At 70.3% G+C, this 16,254-nt stretch carries 13 protein-coding genes; 7 read left to right on the forward strand and 6 right to left on the reverse strand.

Annotation, left to right across the window (positions count from 1 at the left end; all coding sequences use genetic code 11):
* The first annotated feature begins 8 nt into the window (after positions 1 to 8).
* The 7 genes from ACIBI9_RS27825 to ACIBI9_RS27855 all read left to right on the forward strand — a co-directional run bounded on the left by ACIBI9_RS27825 (position 9) and on the right by ACIBI9_RS27855 (position 9,838).
* Positions 9 to 2,486, forward strand: a complete 2,478-nt coding sequence (locus ACIBI9_RS27825; protein ID WP_397225766.1) for an ATP-binding protein — start codon at positions 9 to 11, stop codon at positions 2,484 to 2,486.
* On the forward strand, positions 2,483 to 4,783 hold the full coding sequence (locus ACIBI9_RS27830; protein WP_397225768.1) for a type IV secretion system protein: 2,301 nt from the start codon (positions 2,483 to 2,485) through the stop codon (positions 4,781 to 4,783). The genes ACIBI9_RS27825 and ACIBI9_RS27830 overlap by 4 nt, the downstream gene beginning before the upstream one ends.
* A 6-nt stretch (positions 4,784 to 4,789) precedes the next feature.
* Positions 4,790 to 5,416 carry a hypothetical protein gene (locus tag ACIBI9_RS27835; RefSeq protein ID WP_397225770.1) on the forward strand — a complete coding sequence of 209 codons (627 nt, stop codon included), beginning with the start codon at positions 4,790 to 4,792 and terminating at the stop codon, positions 5,414 to 5,416.
* Positions 5,413 to 6,507: an NlpC/P60 family protein gene (locus ACIBI9_RS27840; protein WP_397225772.1), complete on the forward strand. Its 1,095-nt coding sequence runs from the start codon at positions 5,413 to 5,415 to the stop codon at positions 6,505 to 6,507. Before ACIBI9_RS27835 ends, ACIBI9_RS27840 begins: the two co-directional genes overlap by 4 nt.
* Positions 6,504 to 6,908: a (deoxy)nucleoside triphosphate pyrophosphohydrolase gene (locus ACIBI9_RS27845; RefSeq protein ID WP_397225774.1), complete on the forward strand. Its 405-nt coding sequence runs from the start codon at positions 6,504 to 6,506 to the stop codon at positions 6,906 to 6,908. Before ACIBI9_RS27840 ends, ACIBI9_RS27845 begins: the two co-directional genes overlap by 4 nt.
* A gap of 113 nt (positions 6,909 to 7,021) precedes the next feature.
* On the forward strand, positions 7,022 to 8,461 hold the full coding sequence (locus ACIBI9_RS27850) for a hypothetical protein (RefSeq protein WP_397225776.1): 1,440 nt from the start codon (positions 7,022 to 7,024) through the stop codon (positions 8,459 to 8,461).
* Positions 8,462 to 8,539: 78 nt separating this feature from the next.
* Positions 8,540 to 9,838 (forward strand): hypothetical protein, encoded by a 1,299-nt coding sequence (locus ACIBI9_RS27855; protein ID WP_397225778.1) that lies wholly within the window; start codon positions 8,540 to 8,542, stop codon positions 9,836 to 9,838.
* Between the two features lie 54 nt (positions 9,839 to 9,892).
* Here ACIBI9_RS27855 and ACIBI9_RS27860 read toward each other — a convergent pair whose 3' ends face one another.
* From ACIBI9_RS27860 to ACIBI9_RS27885, 6 genes are all read right to left on the reverse strand, one after another.
* Positions 9,893 to 10,645, reverse strand: a complete 753-nt coding sequence (locus tag ACIBI9_RS27860) for a succinate dehydrogenase/fumarate reductase iron-sulfur subunit (RefSeq protein ID WP_185068527.1) — start codon at positions 10,643 to 10,645, stop codon at positions 9,893 to 9,895.
* A complete protein-coding gene (locus ACIBI9_RS27865) occupies positions 10,642 to 12,540 on the reverse strand; it encodes a fumarate reductase/succinate dehydrogenase flavoprotein subunit (protein WP_397225780.1) in 1,899 nt (632 codons plus the stop codon). Before ACIBI9_RS27865 ends, ACIBI9_RS27860 begins: the two co-directional genes overlap by 4 nt.
* A gap of 12 nt (positions 12,541 to 12,552) precedes the next feature.
* Positions 12,553 to 13,338 (reverse strand): hypothetical protein, encoded by a 786-nt coding sequence (locus ACIBI9_RS27870; protein WP_350725598.1) that lies wholly within the window; start codon positions 13,336 to 13,338, stop codon positions 12,553 to 12,555.
* A gap of 181 nt (positions 13,339 to 13,519) precedes the next feature.
* Positions 13,520 to 13,981 (reverse strand): response regulator, encoded by a 462-nt coding sequence (locus ACIBI9_RS27875; protein ID WP_397225782.1) that lies wholly within the window; start codon positions 13,979 to 13,981, stop codon positions 13,520 to 13,522.
* Positions 13,974 to 15,119 (reverse strand): ATP-binding protein, encoded by a 1,146-nt coding sequence (locus ACIBI9_RS27880; protein WP_397225784.1) that lies wholly within the window; start codon positions 15,117 to 15,119, stop codon positions 13,974 to 13,976. Before ACIBI9_RS27880 ends, ACIBI9_RS27875 begins: the two co-directional genes overlap by 8 nt.
* Complete coding sequence (locus ACIBI9_RS27885) at positions 15,116 to 16,249, reverse strand: PP2C family protein-serine/threonine phosphatase (protein ID WP_397225786.1); 1,134 nt, start codon at positions 16,247 to 16,249, stop codon at positions 15,116 to 15,118. The genes ACIBI9_RS27880 and ACIBI9_RS27885 overlap by 4 nt, the downstream gene beginning before the upstream one ends.
* Between the last annotated feature and the right edge of the window lie 5 nt (positions 16,250 to 16,254).

A 16,254-nucleotide genomic window follows, 5' to 3' on the forward strand; every position in this document is an offset into this window, starting at 1 on the left:
GGGGCGGCATGAGCAGGGCGGCACGAGCGCACCAGCGCCTGGCGGTCCGGTATTTCGACGACCGCATCCTGCTCACGGACACCTCCGCATGGGCGTACTTCCGCCTTCCGACGGTCAGCTACGAGTTCGTCACACCCGACGAACGCGAGGCGCTGGCCACCAACATCACGATCGCGCTGGCCGCGATCAGGATGCCCGACGCCGAGGTTCACCTGAGGGTCGCGCACCGCACCTACCCCGCCGCCGAGTGGGCCATGGCGCTCAACGCAACGTCAGACGAGGGGCCCGGCTGGCGCGACTACCTGGAGGAGATGTACCGGCACGTCTGGGCGAAGGACTTCTGGTCCAAGGAGGTCTACCTCGGCGTGCGGCTCGGCCCGCGCGGCAAGCAGCTCGGCGCCGGCGTGCTGTCCCAGCTCTTCGGCTTCTACCAGAAGACCGAGAAGGCGCTCGGCATGGAGGACGACCACGTCCCCGACAGCGAGATCGGGCGCTGGACCGAGCAGGCCGAACGCCTCGGCAGGGCGCTCACGTCGAGCGCGCTCTACGCCAGGCACGCCACCTCCGTCGAGGTGGCGTGGTTGTTCCAGCACGCGGCCGCGGGCGCGCTCGGCGACCCGCCGCCGTCGGCCAGCCCGAAGCGGCGCTGGGGCAAGGGCGAGATCGAGTCGCTGGTCGAGGGGGAGATCCACAACGGCAGGTCGCTGCTGCGCATCGTGCAGCCGCAGGGCGACTCGTACGTGGCCTACCTGTCGTTCGCGAGGTTCCCCGACCTCATGCCGTTCCCGGACGGCGAGCCGTGGATGCACTTCGCGGACCAGCTCGCCTTCCCCGTGGAGATCTCGTCGCGGATGCGGCTGATCCCGCCGGTCAAGGCGTCCAAGGACGTCGCGCGCAAGCTCGCGCACGCCCGCGACATGGACCACCACATCCGCGAGGCCGGCGCGGAGGCGCCGCTGGCGCTGGCCGAGCAGATCGACGCGGCCCGCATGCTGGAGCACGGCATCACGAAGGAACGGCTGCCCTTCGTGTACGGCTGGCACCGCCTGATCGTGTCGGCCCCGACTGAGGACATCTGCGTGCAGCGCGTCGAGGCGGTCGTCGAGCACTACCGCGACATGGGCATCGACGTGGTCAACTCGACGGGCGACCAGTTCTCGCTGTTCTGCGAGACGCTCCCCGGCGAGAAGGTACGCGTCAACGCCTACGCACAGCGGCAGCCCCTGCGCACCATCGCGGGCGGCATGGCCACCGCTACCGTCGACCTCGGCGACCGGCTGGGCGACGGCACCGAAGGCTGGCTCGGCCCGTACATCGGCGAGACCGTCGGCAGGGCCCGCAGCATCGTGCACTTCGACCCGCTGGTGGCGGCCACCCGCAACCGGCCGACCGCCATCGCGATCACCGGCGAGCCCGGCGGCGGCAAGACCACGCTCGCGCTGCTGATGATCTACCAGATGGCGCTCAGGGGCGTGACGGTCGCGGTGATCGACCCGAAGGGCGACGCCGAGTCGCTGGTGCGGCTGCTGGAGAAGCGGGGCCGCAAGGCCCGCATCATCCCGCTGGGGTCGGCGGCGCCGGGGCTGCTCGACCCGTTCTCGTTCGGCGACGACATCGCGGCGAAGAAGACCATGGCCACCGAGACGCTGCGGCTGCTGCTGCCCCGCATGTCGGAGGAGCGCGAGTCGGCGATGATCCAGGCGGTGGCCGCCGTCTCCAACGCGCCCGACCCGTCGCTGGGCAAGGTCGTCGACTTCCTGGAGCAGGCCGACGACCCCGCCTCGAAGAACCTGGGCGCGGTGCTGCGCTCCATGTCGGAGATGCACCTGGCCAGGCTCTGCTTCGACCCCTCGGGCGGCGACCAGATCGACAGCGAGGGGTGGACGACCGTGTTCACGCTGGGCGGGCTGACGCTGCCCGACGTGGCCACGACCAGGGACGACTACTCCTACGAGCAGCGGCTGTCGGTGGCGCTGCTCTACCTGGTCTCCCAGTTCGCGCGCAGGCTGATGAATGGCCTCGACCGGCGCGCCCCCAAGGCGATCTTCCTGGACGAGGCGTGGGCGATCACCTCCACGCCCGAGGGCGCCAAGCTGGTGCCCGAGGTCAGCCGGATGGGCCGCTCCCGCAACACCGCTCTCGTGCTGGTCTCGCAGAACGCGGGCGACCTGCTCAACGAGCAGGTGACCAACTGCCTGTCGTCCGTCTTCGCGTTCAGGTCCACCGAACGGGTGGAGGTCGAACACGTCATGTCCCTGCTCGGGGTGGAGCCGTCGGAGGAGCACAAGGCCGTGCTGCGCTCGCTCGGCAACGGCGAATGCGTATTCCGTGATCTGGATGGCAGGGCGGGGCGGATCGGAGTAGACCTGATCTCCGAGGAACTTCTCCGTTGGCTCGACACGAACCCGACGCACGACAAACCCGACGGCAGCGGGCATGATGATCTTCAGGGGGGCGTGGGCAGGGCGCAGGAGGTACGGTCATGAGGATCAGGCTGTCTCGACGGCTCGCACTGGCGCTCGCGCTCGTCACGAGCATTCTCGTGGTGCCGCTCGTGGTGGGCGGGCTGACGGCCCCGGCCGCCGCGGCGCCCTGTGACCTGTCGGGCCCGCTCAACCCGGAGATGGTCGGCGGCGGCACCGACGGCCTGATCCAGGCGCCGGCCATCGAGGGCGGGCCGCAGGCGCCGACCACCAACTACTCCCAGTTCGGCATGAGTGGCCAGTTCTGGCACACCCACGACCTGGGCTGCTCCGACTACGTGGCCGTGCTCGGCAACATGTGGGCCAACGGCATCTTCACCGCGGCCAAGGCCATCGACCGGCTGACGATCACCACGTACCAGGCGGCGGCGACGGAGGGACCGCTCCAGGCCATCAAGGACGTCGTCGACGACATCATCACAAACCTCTCCAAGGCCATGTACTGGCCCTTCCTCCAGCCGATCGTCATCCTCGGCGCCATCTGGCTGGCCTGGTACGGGCTGATCCGCAAGCGCGCCACCACGACGGCCGAGGGCGTGATCTGGATGGTCCTCGCGGTCACCGTGGCGGTCTGGTTCCTCAGCCGTCCGGGCGACTTCACGGGCCTGGGCAAGGTCGTGACCGACAAGACCGGCGAGGTCGTCAACTCAGCCTTCTCCGGCCTGCCGGGCGCGGGCGGCGCCTCCTGCCTGCCGCCGCCCGGCGGAGGCGACGCGAAGGTCCAGGCCGGCGGCTACGCCCAGACCGGCACGCCGGGCGTCGACCAGAACGCCGACGCGCTGTGGTCCACGCTGGTCTGCAAGCCGTGGCTGGTGGGCCTGTTCGGCACCGCCGACCCGCAGCAGCCGATCGTGCGCGACTGGGGCCGCAAGGTGCTGGAGATGCAGTCGGTCCCGCGGGCCGTGGCCGGCCAGCCGGCGCCCGACGTGGGCGCCCGCCAGTCCGAATACGCCTCGCTGGCCGACAAGCTCAAGAACGACCCCGTCTACACCGTCTTCTCCGGCCGTGACTGGTCCAACCGGCTCGGCGTGGCCGTCGGCGCGTTCATCGCGGCCATCGTGGCCGGGCTGCTCATCTTCCTGGTGGCGGTCTCGCTGCTGGTGCTGAAGGTGGGCTTCCTGCTGCTGCTGATCCTCGGGCCCGTGTTCCTGCTGATCGGCGTCCATCCGGGCAGCGGCCGGATCGTCGCCATGCGGTGGGTGGAGATGCTCGTCGGCACGCTGCTCAGGCAGGCCGTGCTCACGCTGGTGCTCAGCGTCCTCGTCTACGGGTACGCGCTGATCATCTCCACGGCCATGCCATGGGGCCTGCAGGTGCTGTTCATGGCCCTGCTGACGATCGCGGTGTTCTTCTACCGCAGGCCGTTCCAGCACCTGTTCGCCTCGATGAACGGCCACACGGTCACCACCCGCATGCTGGGCGAGGCGGCGAGCTCGTCGGTCCTCGAGCGTTCCGCGGGCGCGCTGCCGCCGGTCGCCTCGGCCAGGATCGGCCGCTGGGGGCTGCGCAAGGCCGAGCCGATCATCAGGGCGGCCGGCGCGGCCAACCCGGCGGGCGCCGCGGCCACGGCGGCGGCCACCACCGGTCAGGCCCGGGTGCGCGCCGAGGAGGGCGAGGGCGTTCCCTCGGGCACCCGCGTACCGGCGACGGCCGCGCCGCTGGACACCGACCAGCAGGGCGGCAAGGCGGCCGGCAGGGCTCCGATGGAGCCGCGCAGGGGCACGGCGCCGCCGCTCAACCTGGGCGCGCCCACCCGCACGCGCGGTCCCGCGGCGGGCGGCCCACGGGTGGCCGGCGCGGCCGGGGCCGGTGGCACGGCCTCCGGCGGCTCAGGTGGCTCCGGCGGCGGCTCGGCGGGCGGCTGGTTCGGCGGCCGGTCCGGCGGTGGCTGGGCGTCCCGCGGCGGCTCGTCGTCCGGGTCGCGCGGCTCCCGGTTCGGCGGCTCGGGTGGGTCCCGGTCGGGCGGCACCCGCTCGCGCGGGACCGGCGGCGGGCTGTTCGGCGGCGGCTCAGGTGGCTCAGGGGGCTCCGGCGGCGGATCGCGTGGCGGCTCGGGCGGCAGCTCGGGTGGCGGGCTGTTCGGCGGCGGTTCGAGGTCCAACGGCGCCGCCCGGTCGGGCGGCGGCTCCAGGCCGTCCGGCGGCTCGTCCGGCCCCCGGATCTTCGGCTCGGACGAGCCCTCGTCCCGCACCTCCGAGGCCCCGCCCCTCTGGCTGCGCAGCAGCCGCAACGGCGGCTCCGGAGGCGACAGCCAGGATGTGCCGTTCTGGCTCAAGCCGAGCAGCCCGGACAAGGACTGAGCGAACATGGTGCAGCGAGGTGACAGGCGGGGGCTGGCCTTCGCCGCCGTCGTCGTGGTCATCGCCGCGGTCGGCATCTACCTGACCATGTGGCCCGACCCGGAGGAGCAGGCCGGGCCCAGCCAGGAGCCGGCCAGGGTCGCCAGCGCGCCGGTCCCGTCGAGCACGCCGCTGGCGACCGCCAGCGCCGCGCCGTTCGACATCTACTCGTACCTGCCGATGAAGAAGGAGCAGCTGGCCGCGACGGCGGACCTGGCCGAGCGGTTCACCGCCGAGTACGGCACCTTCAGGTACGACGAGGACCCGGCGGCGTACGCGACCCGCGTGAAGGCGTACACCACGGCCGAGCTCGGCAACGAGCTGACCAGGACCATGACCTCGGCGGGCACCGTCGAGCAGAACCGCAACGACCAGATCGTCTCCAAGGCCACGGCCAGGCTGAAGGAGATCAGGCAGATCGAGAAGAACTCCATCATCTTCGTGGTCGCCTCGGCCAGGCAGGTCACCGCCAAGAGCGGTAACCAGACGGCTCAGGAGGAGTACGCGGTCACGGTGACCCAGTCGGGAGCCGACTGGCGGATCTTCGACATCCGGCCTGCCGCGGAGGGCCAGGAGGGGGACACCTCGGGGTGAAGCTCTCACGTACCCGGCTCGCGTTGCTGATCGGCGCCGCCGGTGTGCTGCTCCTGGTGGCGGTCGTCGTGTCGCCGATGCTGCTCATCTCGATGCCGTCGTTCCTCAGCAACGGCGGCACCTCGCCCGACTGCAACGACAACTCGCGGGTGGAGGAGGTGTCCGACTCGGCGGCGTCGGACATCCCGCCCGAATACCTGGAGTTCTACAAGCAGTACGGCAAGAAGATCGGCGTCCAGTGGAACATCCTGGCCGCCGTGGGCAAGCGCGAGACCGACCACGGCCGCTCCAACCTGCCCGGCGTCAAGAGCGGCACCAACTACGCGGGCGCGGCCGGGCCGATGCAGTTCCTGATCTCCACGTGGGGCGGCAAGGCCAGGGTCGCGATGTCGTCGAAGTTCACCGGCTACGCCTCCGACGGCGACGGCGACGGGGTGGGCGACGTCTACAACCCGGCCGACGCGATCCTGGGCGCCGCGCGGATGCTCAAGCGCAACGGCGCCCCGGAGAACGTGCGGCAGGCGCTGTTCGTCTACAACCGGGCCTGGTGGTACGTGGACCAGGTCGAGGCGATCGCCAGGAAATATGCCAAGTCGGGCGACGTCAAGGTGCCGCCGCAGGCCTCGGAGGAATGCGACGAATCGCTGGTGGAGGCCGCGCCGAGCGACATCGTGGCCAAGATTTTGGAATACGCCCTGGCGCAGCGCGGCAAGCCGTACCTGTGGGGCGGGACGGGGCCCGACGCGTTCGACTGCTCGGGCGTCATCTTCGCGGCTTACCGGGAGGCGGGGCTGACGATCCCGCGTACGACGTTCGGGCAGTGGCCGTTCGGCGTGAAGGTTTTAGACGGCCAGGAACAGCCCGGTGACCTGGTGTTCTTCAACGCCGGGCCGGGCACGTCCGCCGACAACCCCGGTCACGTCGGGCTCGTCGTGTCGAAGGGCAAGATGCTGGAGGCCCGGTGCCGGCTGTGCGGGCCGATCAAGGTCACCAGCTACCAGGCGCGCGACAACCGCATCGGCTTCACCCGCCCCCTGCAGAACCCCGACGTGCTCGAGCAGCTGAAGAAGCTGCAGAATCCTTCCCTGTGAATGATTTCGACACGGTCGTGGTGGCCGCGGTGATCGTCTCCCCGGGCGCCCGGGTGCTGGCCGCCCAGCGCGCGGATCCCCCGGCGCTCGCGGGTGGCTGGGAGTTCCCTGGCGGGAAGGTGGATCCCGGCGAGAGCGAGGCGGCGGCGCTCGTCCGCGAGTGCCGCGAGGAGCTCGGCGTGGAGGTCACGGTGGGCGAGCAGGTGGGCGGGGACTGGGCGCTCTCCGAGGGGTACGTACTGCGCGTGTGGCTGTGCTCGCTGGCCTCCGGGGTCCCGGAGGCTCGGGAGCACCTGGCGCTGCGGTGGCTGGGGCCCGGCGAGTACTACTCGGTCGAGTGGCTCGGGGCGGATCTGCCCGTAATGAAGACTGTGGAGAATCTGCTCCTTTCGCGGGATTAGGTGCTTCCTCTGTGTGACAGAATGACTACCAAGAGTGACATCTGTCGCAACGGGGGAGTTGGGGAGTGATGCGGCGTGGCTGGATCATTGCAGGCGCACTGATCCTGGCGGCTGTGCCCTCCGTGCCTTTGGCGGCCTCCCAGGTGTCGCTGGTGCTGGAGCGGTTGAGCACGCCCGGAAAGTGGATCAGGACGGGCGACGTCCAGCGCTTCCGGGTGCGGCTGAACGGGATGGCCGGCGGGGTCAAGGTGGCGGTGGCGGCCAGCCCGGCCTCGGCGCTGGCGCAGGTGTCCTGTGCCCCGCCGGCTTCGGGCACGCCGTCCGCGCCCGTGCCTGCCACGGGGATGGGAGCGGCCCGGGGCGGGGTGCGAGACGCGCGGGCCCTGGCGGCCCAGGCGCTGAATGTCACGGGCGGCTCGGTCCTGCCGAGCTCCGTCCCGCCCGGGACGCGGGTGTGCGAGCTGGGCGACCTCGCCGGTGAGCGGGCGGTGGACGTGACGCTCACCGCCCCGTCGGGGGCGAAGCAGGTGGTGCTCGCGGCGGTGGCCGGGATGCGGGCCGACTCGGGTGGCCCGGTCACGACCAAGACCAAGACCGCCGCCACGCGCGTCATGGACGAGGACGCGGGCTTCAGCGGCCCGGCGGTCCGCGTGAGCCCGGCGGAACCCCAGCTCGGCGCCGACACGCCGTCCGGTGTGACCCCGGGGAAGACCCGGGAGTACGTCGAGGCGAAGGAACGGCTCCTCGCCCAACTGCAAGCGCCCGCCCCACCCGCAGGGGCCTGGGCGAAGGTGCAAGCCGACGGGGCAGAGGTCGCCGGGGCGCATGCCAGACGCCGGGTCCTGGCCGGGGCCGGTGTGCTGCTGGAGGGGCAGTGGCCCGCCGAAGCGGCCGCGCCGCGGCGTGAGGCGGCCGGAGGGACCGCCCGCCGGTTGAAGGGCGGCATGCCGCAGGCACCCCGGCAGCCGCAGGCGATGCCGCAGTGGCCCCAGGGCGCGCCGGGCCTGGCCCAACCTCTCCCGCAGGCGCCCGTGCTGCCTCAGGCCGTTCCACAGCTGCCTCAGGGCCTGCAGCGGCTGCCTCAGGCTGTGCCGCAGTTGCCTCAGGCTGTGCCGCAGTTGCCCCAGGGCGTGCAGCGGGCGCCTCAGGCCGTTCCGCAGTTGCCTCAGGGGGTGCCTCAGCTGCCCCAAGGCATGACGCTGGTGCCCCGGCTGCCGGAGGCGGTGCCGCAGCCGGTGCCTGGCGCCCCGCCGGCGCTGGTCCTGCCCGGCGCGCAACCCCCGCTCGCCGGCATGCCAGGCGTCGCGGGCGTGCCGCCTGTGCCTGGCATGGCCGCTCCAGGGGCGGCCGGGCAGTCCGCGCGCGGTGCCGAAGGCGTGGTGCCGCTGCCGTGGAATGTGGCCGTGGCGCGCAAGCGCGCTCGCCCTGTCGCATGGGTGAGCCCGCTGGACGGTCCGAAGGGATTGCCCATGGTCGCCGGAGGCATCGGAGTGCTGTTGGGGGCCCTGTGGTTGATTGGCACGGTGCAAAGACGCCGAAAAAGCAAAACGTAGGTTAATTCGGGCTTTACTGTTACTTTGACCCGACTAGTATTCCCTTGACCAAGGTTCCGGGATACGCGGAGGGCACCGGTGGCACGCACGCGAGCGACGGCCGCGTCCGCTGTCGTCCTGGCGCTGGGTCTGGCCGGCGTCGGAGCGACCCCGTTCATCGTGCAGAGCGCGAGCGCGTCCGTGTCGGCGTACGAGCCGGTCGATCCCTGTGACGTCGGCGAGGCGTGCGACACCACGCCGGAGACCACCGTGACGGTCACCGAGACGGCGGGCACGCCGGAGCCCGAGGAGCCGGAGACGACGATCACCAAGACCGTCACCTCCACTCCGACGAAGGCGAGCAAGACGCCCAAGCCGACGAAGAGCACGACGCCTCCGGCGACCACCAGCGCCCCGCCGCAGCAGAACCAGAACCCCCAGCCGCTGCCCACCCAGACGATCGAGACGCCCCCGACCTCCGCGCAGAGCACCCCCGAACAGTCCATCGACATCCCGGAGGTCGCGAGCTCCGAGCCGGTCACGGCGCCGTCGGCGCAGCCGAGCGACACGCAGCCCGCCTCCTCCGAGGAGGTGCCGCTGGAGCTGCGTAACGCGGCGCCGGAGTTCGACCAGAAGTCGCTGACGCAGAAGCTCAGCATCCCGGCGCTGGTGCTGGTCCTGCTCGCTCTCTTCGCCGTCCTGATCTTCGAGGGACGCCTGCGCAGGATGGCCCACGCGGCGGCCGTGCGGAAGGCCGGGCCGCAGACGGGCCGGCCGGACATGCCGCCTCCTCCGGGCGGCGGCTACCCCGCGGGGCCCGGTTACTACGCCACGGCGGGCTTCCCCGCGCCCGGCTACCCGGGCGGCACGGCGTACGCGCCGATCATCAGCTTCGTCCCGGTGCAGACCTATCCGAGCGGCCCGGTCCCCGGCTACGAGGAGCACCCGTACCCGCCCCAGGGTTACGCGCAGGAGGCCCCGCCGCAGCCCGTGGCGGAGCCCGTGGTGCTGCACCCGGACGAGTTCGACTCCTTCAACCACGAGCCGCCCAAGCCCAAGGAGTTCCGCGACCCGTTCGAGCCGCTGGTGCCGGCGGACCCGCCGCCGGGGGACATCCCGCCGGGCGGCGGTGACCCTTACGAGGTCCCCGGCCAGGAGCGCCCGCTCGGCCCGGTCTCGGCGGCGGAGTCCGGCGACTCGGAGCCGTGGCAGGGCGGCCAGTCCCTGTTCGACCCGCCGCCACGGAACCCGGAGCAGCAGGCGTACGACCCGCCGCCCTACCTGGCGCCCGACGCGGAGGCGACCGTCGTCCAGCCGCTGCCGCCGCAGCCTGAGCAGCCGGAGCAGACCAAGGAGATGCCGGACCCCAAGCGCAGGCGCTGGGGCCGCAAGAAGTAGCCGGGAAACGAAATGAGGGGGGCTGGAGATCCAGCCCCCCTCATTCGCTTGTGCCTACTTGGCGCGCTTGAAGATCTTGTTGCCGAGCCACACCAGCGGGTCGTACTTGCGGTCCACCACGCGCTCCTTCATCGGGATCAGCGCGTTGTCGGTGATCTTGATGTGTTCGGGGCAGACCTCGGTGCAGCACTTGGTGATGTTGCAGTAGCCGAGCCCGTGCTGGTCCTGCGCCGCCTCCTGGCGGTCGGCCACGTCGTACGGGTGCATGTCCAGCTCGGCGATCCGCATGAGGAACCGGGGGCCGGAGAAGTTGGCCTTGTTCTCCTCGTGGTCACGGATGACGTGGCAGACGTTGTTGCACATGAAGCACTCGATGCACTTGCGGAACTCCTGGGACCGCTCGACATCGACCTGCTGCATCCGGTACTCGCCGGGCCGGACGCCGGCCGGAGGCGTGAAGGACGGGACCTCCCGCGCCTTCTGGTAGTTGAACGACACGTCCGTCACCAGGTCCTTGATGACCGGGAACGTCCGCATCGGCGTGACCGTGATGGTCTCGTCCTCCTCGAAGGTGGACATCCGGGTCATGCAGCCCAGGCGCGGCTTGCCGTTGATCTCCATGCTGCACGAGCCGCACTTGCCCGCCTTGCAGTTCCAGCGCACCGCCAGGTCGGGCGCCTGCGTGGCCTGCAGGCGGTGGATGATGTCGAGGACGACCTCGCCCTCGTTCACCTCGACGGTGAAGTCCTCGAGCTTGCCCTCACCGCCCTCACCGCGCCAGACCTTGAACTTCGCCTTGTAGCTCATTTCGAAATCCCGTCGAACTCGGTCATCTCTTCGTCGGTGAGGTACTTCTTCAGCTCGTCCCGGTCGAACAGGGTGATCAGGTCGTCCCGCATGGCCGGTTGGAGCTTCTCCTCGACCTTGACCGTGGAGCCGTCCTCGGTGGAGCAGACGAGCAGCTTGCGACGCCATTCCGGGTTCATCCCGGGGAAGTCGTCGCGGGTGTGCCCGCCGCGGCTCTCCTCGCGCAGCAGCGCGGCGCGCGCCACGCACTGCGAGACCAGCACCATGTTGCGCAGGTCGATCGCGAGGTGCCAGCCGGGGTTGTAGATCCGGGACCCGGCCGCGCCGACCACCTGCGCGCGCTCCTTGAGCTTCTCCACGACCTGGAGCGCCTCGGAGACCTCCTCGGCCTTGCGGATGATGCCGACCAGGTCGTTCATCGTCCGCTGGAGCTCGTGGTGGACCTCGTACGGGTTCTCGCCGTCGCGCCCCAGCGGCGCCAGGGCCTCCTGGCGGGCCTCCTCCACGAGCTCGGGCAGGACCTTGGGACGAGCCTCCAGCGAGTCCACGTACGCGGCCGCGCCCGCGCCCGCCCTGCGCCCGAACACCAGCAGGTCGGACAGCGAGTTGCCGCCCAGCCGGTTGGACCCATGCATGCCGCCGGACACCTCGCCCGCGGCGAAGAGCCCCGGCACGGCCGCCGCGCCGGTGTCGGCGTCCACCTCGACGCCGCCCATGATGTAGTGGCAGGTCGGGCCCACCTGCATGGGCTCGGCGGTGATGTCGACGTCGGCCAGCTCCTTGAACTGGTGGTGCATCGACGGCAGCCGCTTCTTGATCTCCTCGGCGGGCAGCCGGGTCGAGACGTCGAGGAACACGCCGCCCTGGGGTGAGCCGCGACCGGCCTTCACCTCGGCGTTGATCGCGCGGGCCACCTCGTCACGCGGCAGGAGCTCCGGCGGGCGCCGGTTGTTGGCCTGGTCGGTGTACCAGCGGTCGCCCTCCTCCTCCGTGGTCGCGTACTTGTCCTTGAAGACGTCCGGGATGTAGTCGAACATGAAGCGCTTGCCCTCGGAGTTGCGCAGCACGCCGCCGTCACCGCGGACGGACTCGGTGACGAGGATGCCGCGCACGGAGGGCGGCCAGACCATCCCGGTGGGGTGGAACTGGATGAACTCCATGTTGATCAGGTTGGCGCCGGCGAGCAGGGCCAGGGCGTGGCCGTCGCCGGTGTACTCCCAGGAGTTGGACGTGACGACGTACGACTTGCCGATGCCGCCGGTGGCCAGGACCACGGTGGGCGCATCGAAAAGCACGAAATTTCCGGTCTCGCGCCAGTAGCCGAACGCGCCCGCGATCCGGTCCTCGTCCTTGAGCAGCCGCGTGATCGTGCACTCGGCGAAGACCTTGATGTAGGCCTCGTAGTCGCCGTGCTTCTCGTAGTCCTCCTGCTGGAGGGCGACGACGCGCTGCTGCAGCGTGCGGATCAGCTCCAGGCCGGTACGGTCGCCCACGTGTGCGAGCCGCGGGTACTCGTGCCCGCCGAAGTTCCGCTGGCTGATCTTGCCGTCCTTGGTGCGGTCGAACAGCGCGCCCCAGGCCTCCAGCTCCCAGACGCGGTCGGGCGCCTCCTTGGCGTGCAGCTCGGCCATCCGCCAGTTGTTGAGGAACTTGCCGCCCCGCATGGTGTCACGGAAGTGCACCATCCAGTTGTCGTCGGCGTTGACGTTGCCCATCGCGGCGGCCGCGCCGCCCTCGGCCATGACCGTGTGGGCCTTGCCGAACAGCGACTTGCACACGATCGCCGTCTTCTTGCCCTGCTGGCGGGCCTCGATCGCGGCCCGCAGGCCGGCGCCGCCCGCGCCGATGACGACGACGTCGTATTCGTGACGCTCTGTGTTAAGCGAGTTATCCACTGAAGCTGGTCCTTACGCGTACGGGAAGGCGATGATGCCCTTGGCCACCAGGCGGACATACAGGTCGGCGCCCATGACGGAGAACATCGAGGCCCACGCGAGGGGTTGGTGCTTGGCGTTGAGCTTGGACACGAACGTCCAGGCCCGGTAGCGCAGCGGGTGACGAGAGAAGTGGTTGAGCCTGCCCGCGGTGATGTGCCTGCAGGAGTGGCACGACAGCGTGTAGGCGTTGATCAGGACGGCGTTGACGACCAGGATCCAGGTGCCCAGGCCGATCGGCTTGTGCACGAGCGCCAGGACGGCGTCGTAGGCCAGGATGAGGCCGATCACGATGGCCGCGTAGAAGAAGTACCGGTGCACGTTCTGCAGGATCAGCGGGAAGCGCCGCTCGCCCGTGTACTTGCCGTGCGGCTCCTGGACGGCGCACGCCGGCGGCGAGAGCCAGAACGAGCGATAGTAGGACTTGCGGTAGTAGTAGCAGGTAAGCCGGAAACCGCCCGGCAGGCCGAGGATCAGCAGCCCCGGCGGGAGTGCGTACCAGTCACCGAAAGGCGCCAGGCCGAACAGCCGGGCCCCCTCGGGACATGACGTCGCCAGACAGGGCGACGAGAACGGCGCTATGTAGGGATCGACGAAGTAGCTGTTGTCGATGATCGCCCACACGCCGTAGACAAGGAATGAGCTGAGCCCGAGGAACGTCAGCAGCGGGACAAGCCACCATCTGTCGGTGCGCAGGGTGCGCACCTTGACTTGCGCTCGCTGCCTTCTGACCGGAGCGTCGGGCGTAGTCTGGGTCATCGCGGACCTCTCCACCTCCCGCGGACCCGTCGCGCAGGGGGTCCGTGGTTTTCGTATTCGCTGGGCGCGCGGGCGGCGAGCGACCGCTCAGGCGCGCGTTGGTGGGGGATACGTTACGACGACAGCATGCGAATTTGTGAGCGGGGTCACTCACAATTTCGATGACTAGCTGTGATTCCTGTCACGTACGCCCGTCAGGGCGCTGCCCCTGGGCGGGCAACTTAACCACAGTCACGAAAAAATCGTCTATCTGCCGGACAACCCGGATAAATTGCTCAAAATCCACCGGTTTGGACACATACGCATTGGCATGCAGCCGGTAGCTGTGCAGGATGTCCTCCTCCGCCTCAGAGGTCGTCAGGATCACCACCGGGATCGTCCGCAACCCGGCGTCGGCCTTGACCTCGGCCAGCACCTCCAGGCCGCTCATCCTCGGCAGGTTGAGGTCGAGCAGGATGAGGTCGGGCCTCGGCGCGTCGGCGAATCCGTCCTCGTTGCGCAGGTACGCCATCGCCTGCTCGCCGTCGTTGACCACGTTGAGGCGGTTTCGCACCTTGTTGAAGTCGAAGGCCTCCTTGGTGAGCAGGATGTCGCCCTGGTCGTCCTCCACCAGAAGCACCTCGATGGGGCGCCCCTCATTCATCGTCGTCTCCCGCGGCCGGCAGCGTCCAGCGGAACGTCGCGCCCTGGCCCTCGGCCTCGCCGTCGAGCCAGAGCTGTCCGCCGTGGTACTCGACGATCTTGCGGCAAAGTGCCAGCCCGATGCCAGTACCCGGGTACACGTCGCGGGGGTGGAGTCGCTGGAAGATCAGGAAGATGCGGTCGGCGTACTTGGGCTCGACCCCGATGCCGTTGTCGGAGCAGCTGAACTCCCACATGTCGCCGGACCTGGTGGCCCCGATGTGGATGCGCGGGGGCGCCTCGGAGCGGAACTTGACGGCGTTCTCGATCAGGTTCTGGAACAGCTGGGTGAGCTGCACCCGGTTGCCCTTGACCGCGGGCAGTTCGTCCCTGGTGACCGTGGCCTCGGTGTCCTCGATCGTGGCCGACAGGTTGTCCAGCGCCGTGTCGAGGGCCTTCCCCGAGTCGACCGTGGTCTTGCCGCCGGTCACCCTGCCGACCCTGGAGAAGTCGAGCAGGTCGTTGATCAGCAGCTGCATGCGCTTGGCGCCGTCGACCGCGTAGTGGATGTACTGCTTGGCCCGCTCGTCGAGCTCGGAGCCGTAGCGCTGCTCCAGCATCTGCGTGAAGCTGGCGACCTTGCGCAGCGGCTCCTGCAGGTCGTGGCTGGCCACGTACGCGAACTGCTCCAGCTCCCCGTTGGACCTGCGCAGCTCCTCGGCCTGGTCGTCGGCCGTCCGCCAGGCCGACACGATGCGGCCGCGCATGGAGTCGACGTGGCTGGACAGCTCGGCCAGCTCGGCCGGCCTGTCGACGTGCAGGGCGTGGTCGAAGTCGCCGGCGGCCACGGTGCGGACCTGCTGGGTGAGCTGGTCGATGGGCTTCAGCACGGCGTAGCGGATGATGAAGGCCAGCGCTATGCCGAACGCGGCCATCACCGCGAAGAGCACGATCAGCGCCATGTTGAGCTGGTCGAGCTGCTCCTCGACGGCGGGAGCCCGCGCCAGCGCGCGGGCGCGCGCGCTGAACATCATGGCGATCACGATCCCGGCCAGGAGCACGACACCGGCCACCAGGCCCATGATCAGGAACCAGCGGGCCACGGGCAGCCTGCCCAGCCCGGTCGGCTCCTTGGGGGGAGGCAGCGGGTTGATGCTCATTGTCTCCTCCTCCGGACCAGGACCACGGCGAGGTCGTCGCTCAGCGTGCCGACGTGGGTGATGAGCCGGTCGAGGTCGATGGCGCCGTACTCGCGTACGAGATCGACCAGGCCCTCCACGCCGAGCAGCTCTTCGCCCTCGCCCACCGCGGCCTCGATCAGGCCGTCGGTGTAGAGCATCATGGACCACTCGTCGCCCAGCGGCACGTCGATGACCGACCACTCCGCGTCCGAGAAGATCCCGAGCGGCGGTCCGGAGGGCGTGCCGTCGACCACCTGGACGGCTCCGTCGCGCACCAGCACCGGCGGCGGGTGCCCGACCACGCGCATCCTGGCGTGCCGCAGGTCGGGGCTGAGCGTGGCCATGCACAGGGTGGTGAAGATCTCGGGGGTGTTCCGCTCGGCCCGCAGCAGGGCGTCCATCGTGCGCAGCAGCGTGTCGTCCGTCTGACCGGCGAGGACCAGCGTGCGCCAGGCGACGCGCAGCGCCACGCCGAGCGCCGCCTCGTCGGGGCCGTGCCCGCACACGTCGCCGACCACGATGTGCACCGAGCCGTCCGGCGTCTGCACGGTGTCGAAGAAGTCACCTGCCAGCGTGCCGCCGCTGCCCGGCAGGTAGCGGGTGACGTGCTCGATCGCGTCCGTACGCAGCAGGGGGCCGGGGAGCAGGGCGCCCTGCAGCCTGGCGTTCTCCTTGGCCGTCAGCTCCGCCTGCACGAGCCCGAGCTGGGCCAGGTCGGCCCGCTTGCGTTCCATCGAGTACCGGATGGCCCTGGCCAGCAGCCGCTCGTCGACGTCGCCCTTGACCAGGTAGTCCTGCGCGCCGGCCTGGACGGCGGCCACGCCCACGTGCGCGTCCCTGAGCCCGGTGAGGACCAGCACGGCGGTGTGCGGCGCCAGCGCGAGCACCGCTTCCAGGGCTTCCAGGCCGCCGGCGTCGGGCAGGGAGAGATCGACCAGCACGCACTGGATCTGGGGCGTCAGCTTGGCCTTGGCCTCCTGCAGGCTGCGCGCCCAGAAGATCTTCGGCGGCGCGTCGGCCTGCTTGAGCAGCTCCTCCACGAGGAAGGCGTCGCCGTCGTCGTCCTCGATCAGGAGCAGCGTCAGCGTTTCCGTTAGATGTGCGGTCAAAACGC

The sequence above is a fragment of the Nonomuraea sp. NPDC050451 genome, assembly GCF_044458585.1.

Coding starts and splice junctions, on each gene's coding strand:
- ACIBI9_RS27825 (WP_397225766.1), top strand. CDS start 9: ATGAGCAGGGCGGCACGAGCGCACCAGCGCCTGGCGGTCCGGTATTTC.
- ACIBI9_RS27880 (WP_397225784.1), bottom strand. CDS start 15,119: ATGAGCATCAACCCGCTGCCTCCCCCCAAGGAGCCGACCGGGCTGGGC.
- ACIBI9_RS27835 (WP_397225770.1), top strand. CDS start 4,790: ATGGTGCAGCGAGGTGACAGGCGGGGGCTGGCCTTCGCCGCCGTCGTC.
- ACIBI9_RS27875 (WP_397225782.1), bottom strand. CDS start 13,981: ATGAATGAGGGGCGCCCCATCGAGGTGCTTCTGGTGGAGGACGACCAG.
- ACIBI9_RS27830 (WP_397225768.1), top strand. CDS start 2,483: ATGAGGATCAGGCTGTCTCGACGGCTCGCACTGGCGCTCGCGCTCGTC.
- ACIBI9_RS27870 (WP_350725598.1), bottom strand. CDS start 13,338: ATGACCCAGACTACGCCCGACGCTCCGGTCAGAAGGCAGCGAGCGCAA.
- ACIBI9_RS27860 (WP_185068527.1), bottom strand. CDS start 10,645: ATGAGCTACAAGGCGAAGTTCAAGGTCTGGCGCGGTGAGGGCGGTGAG.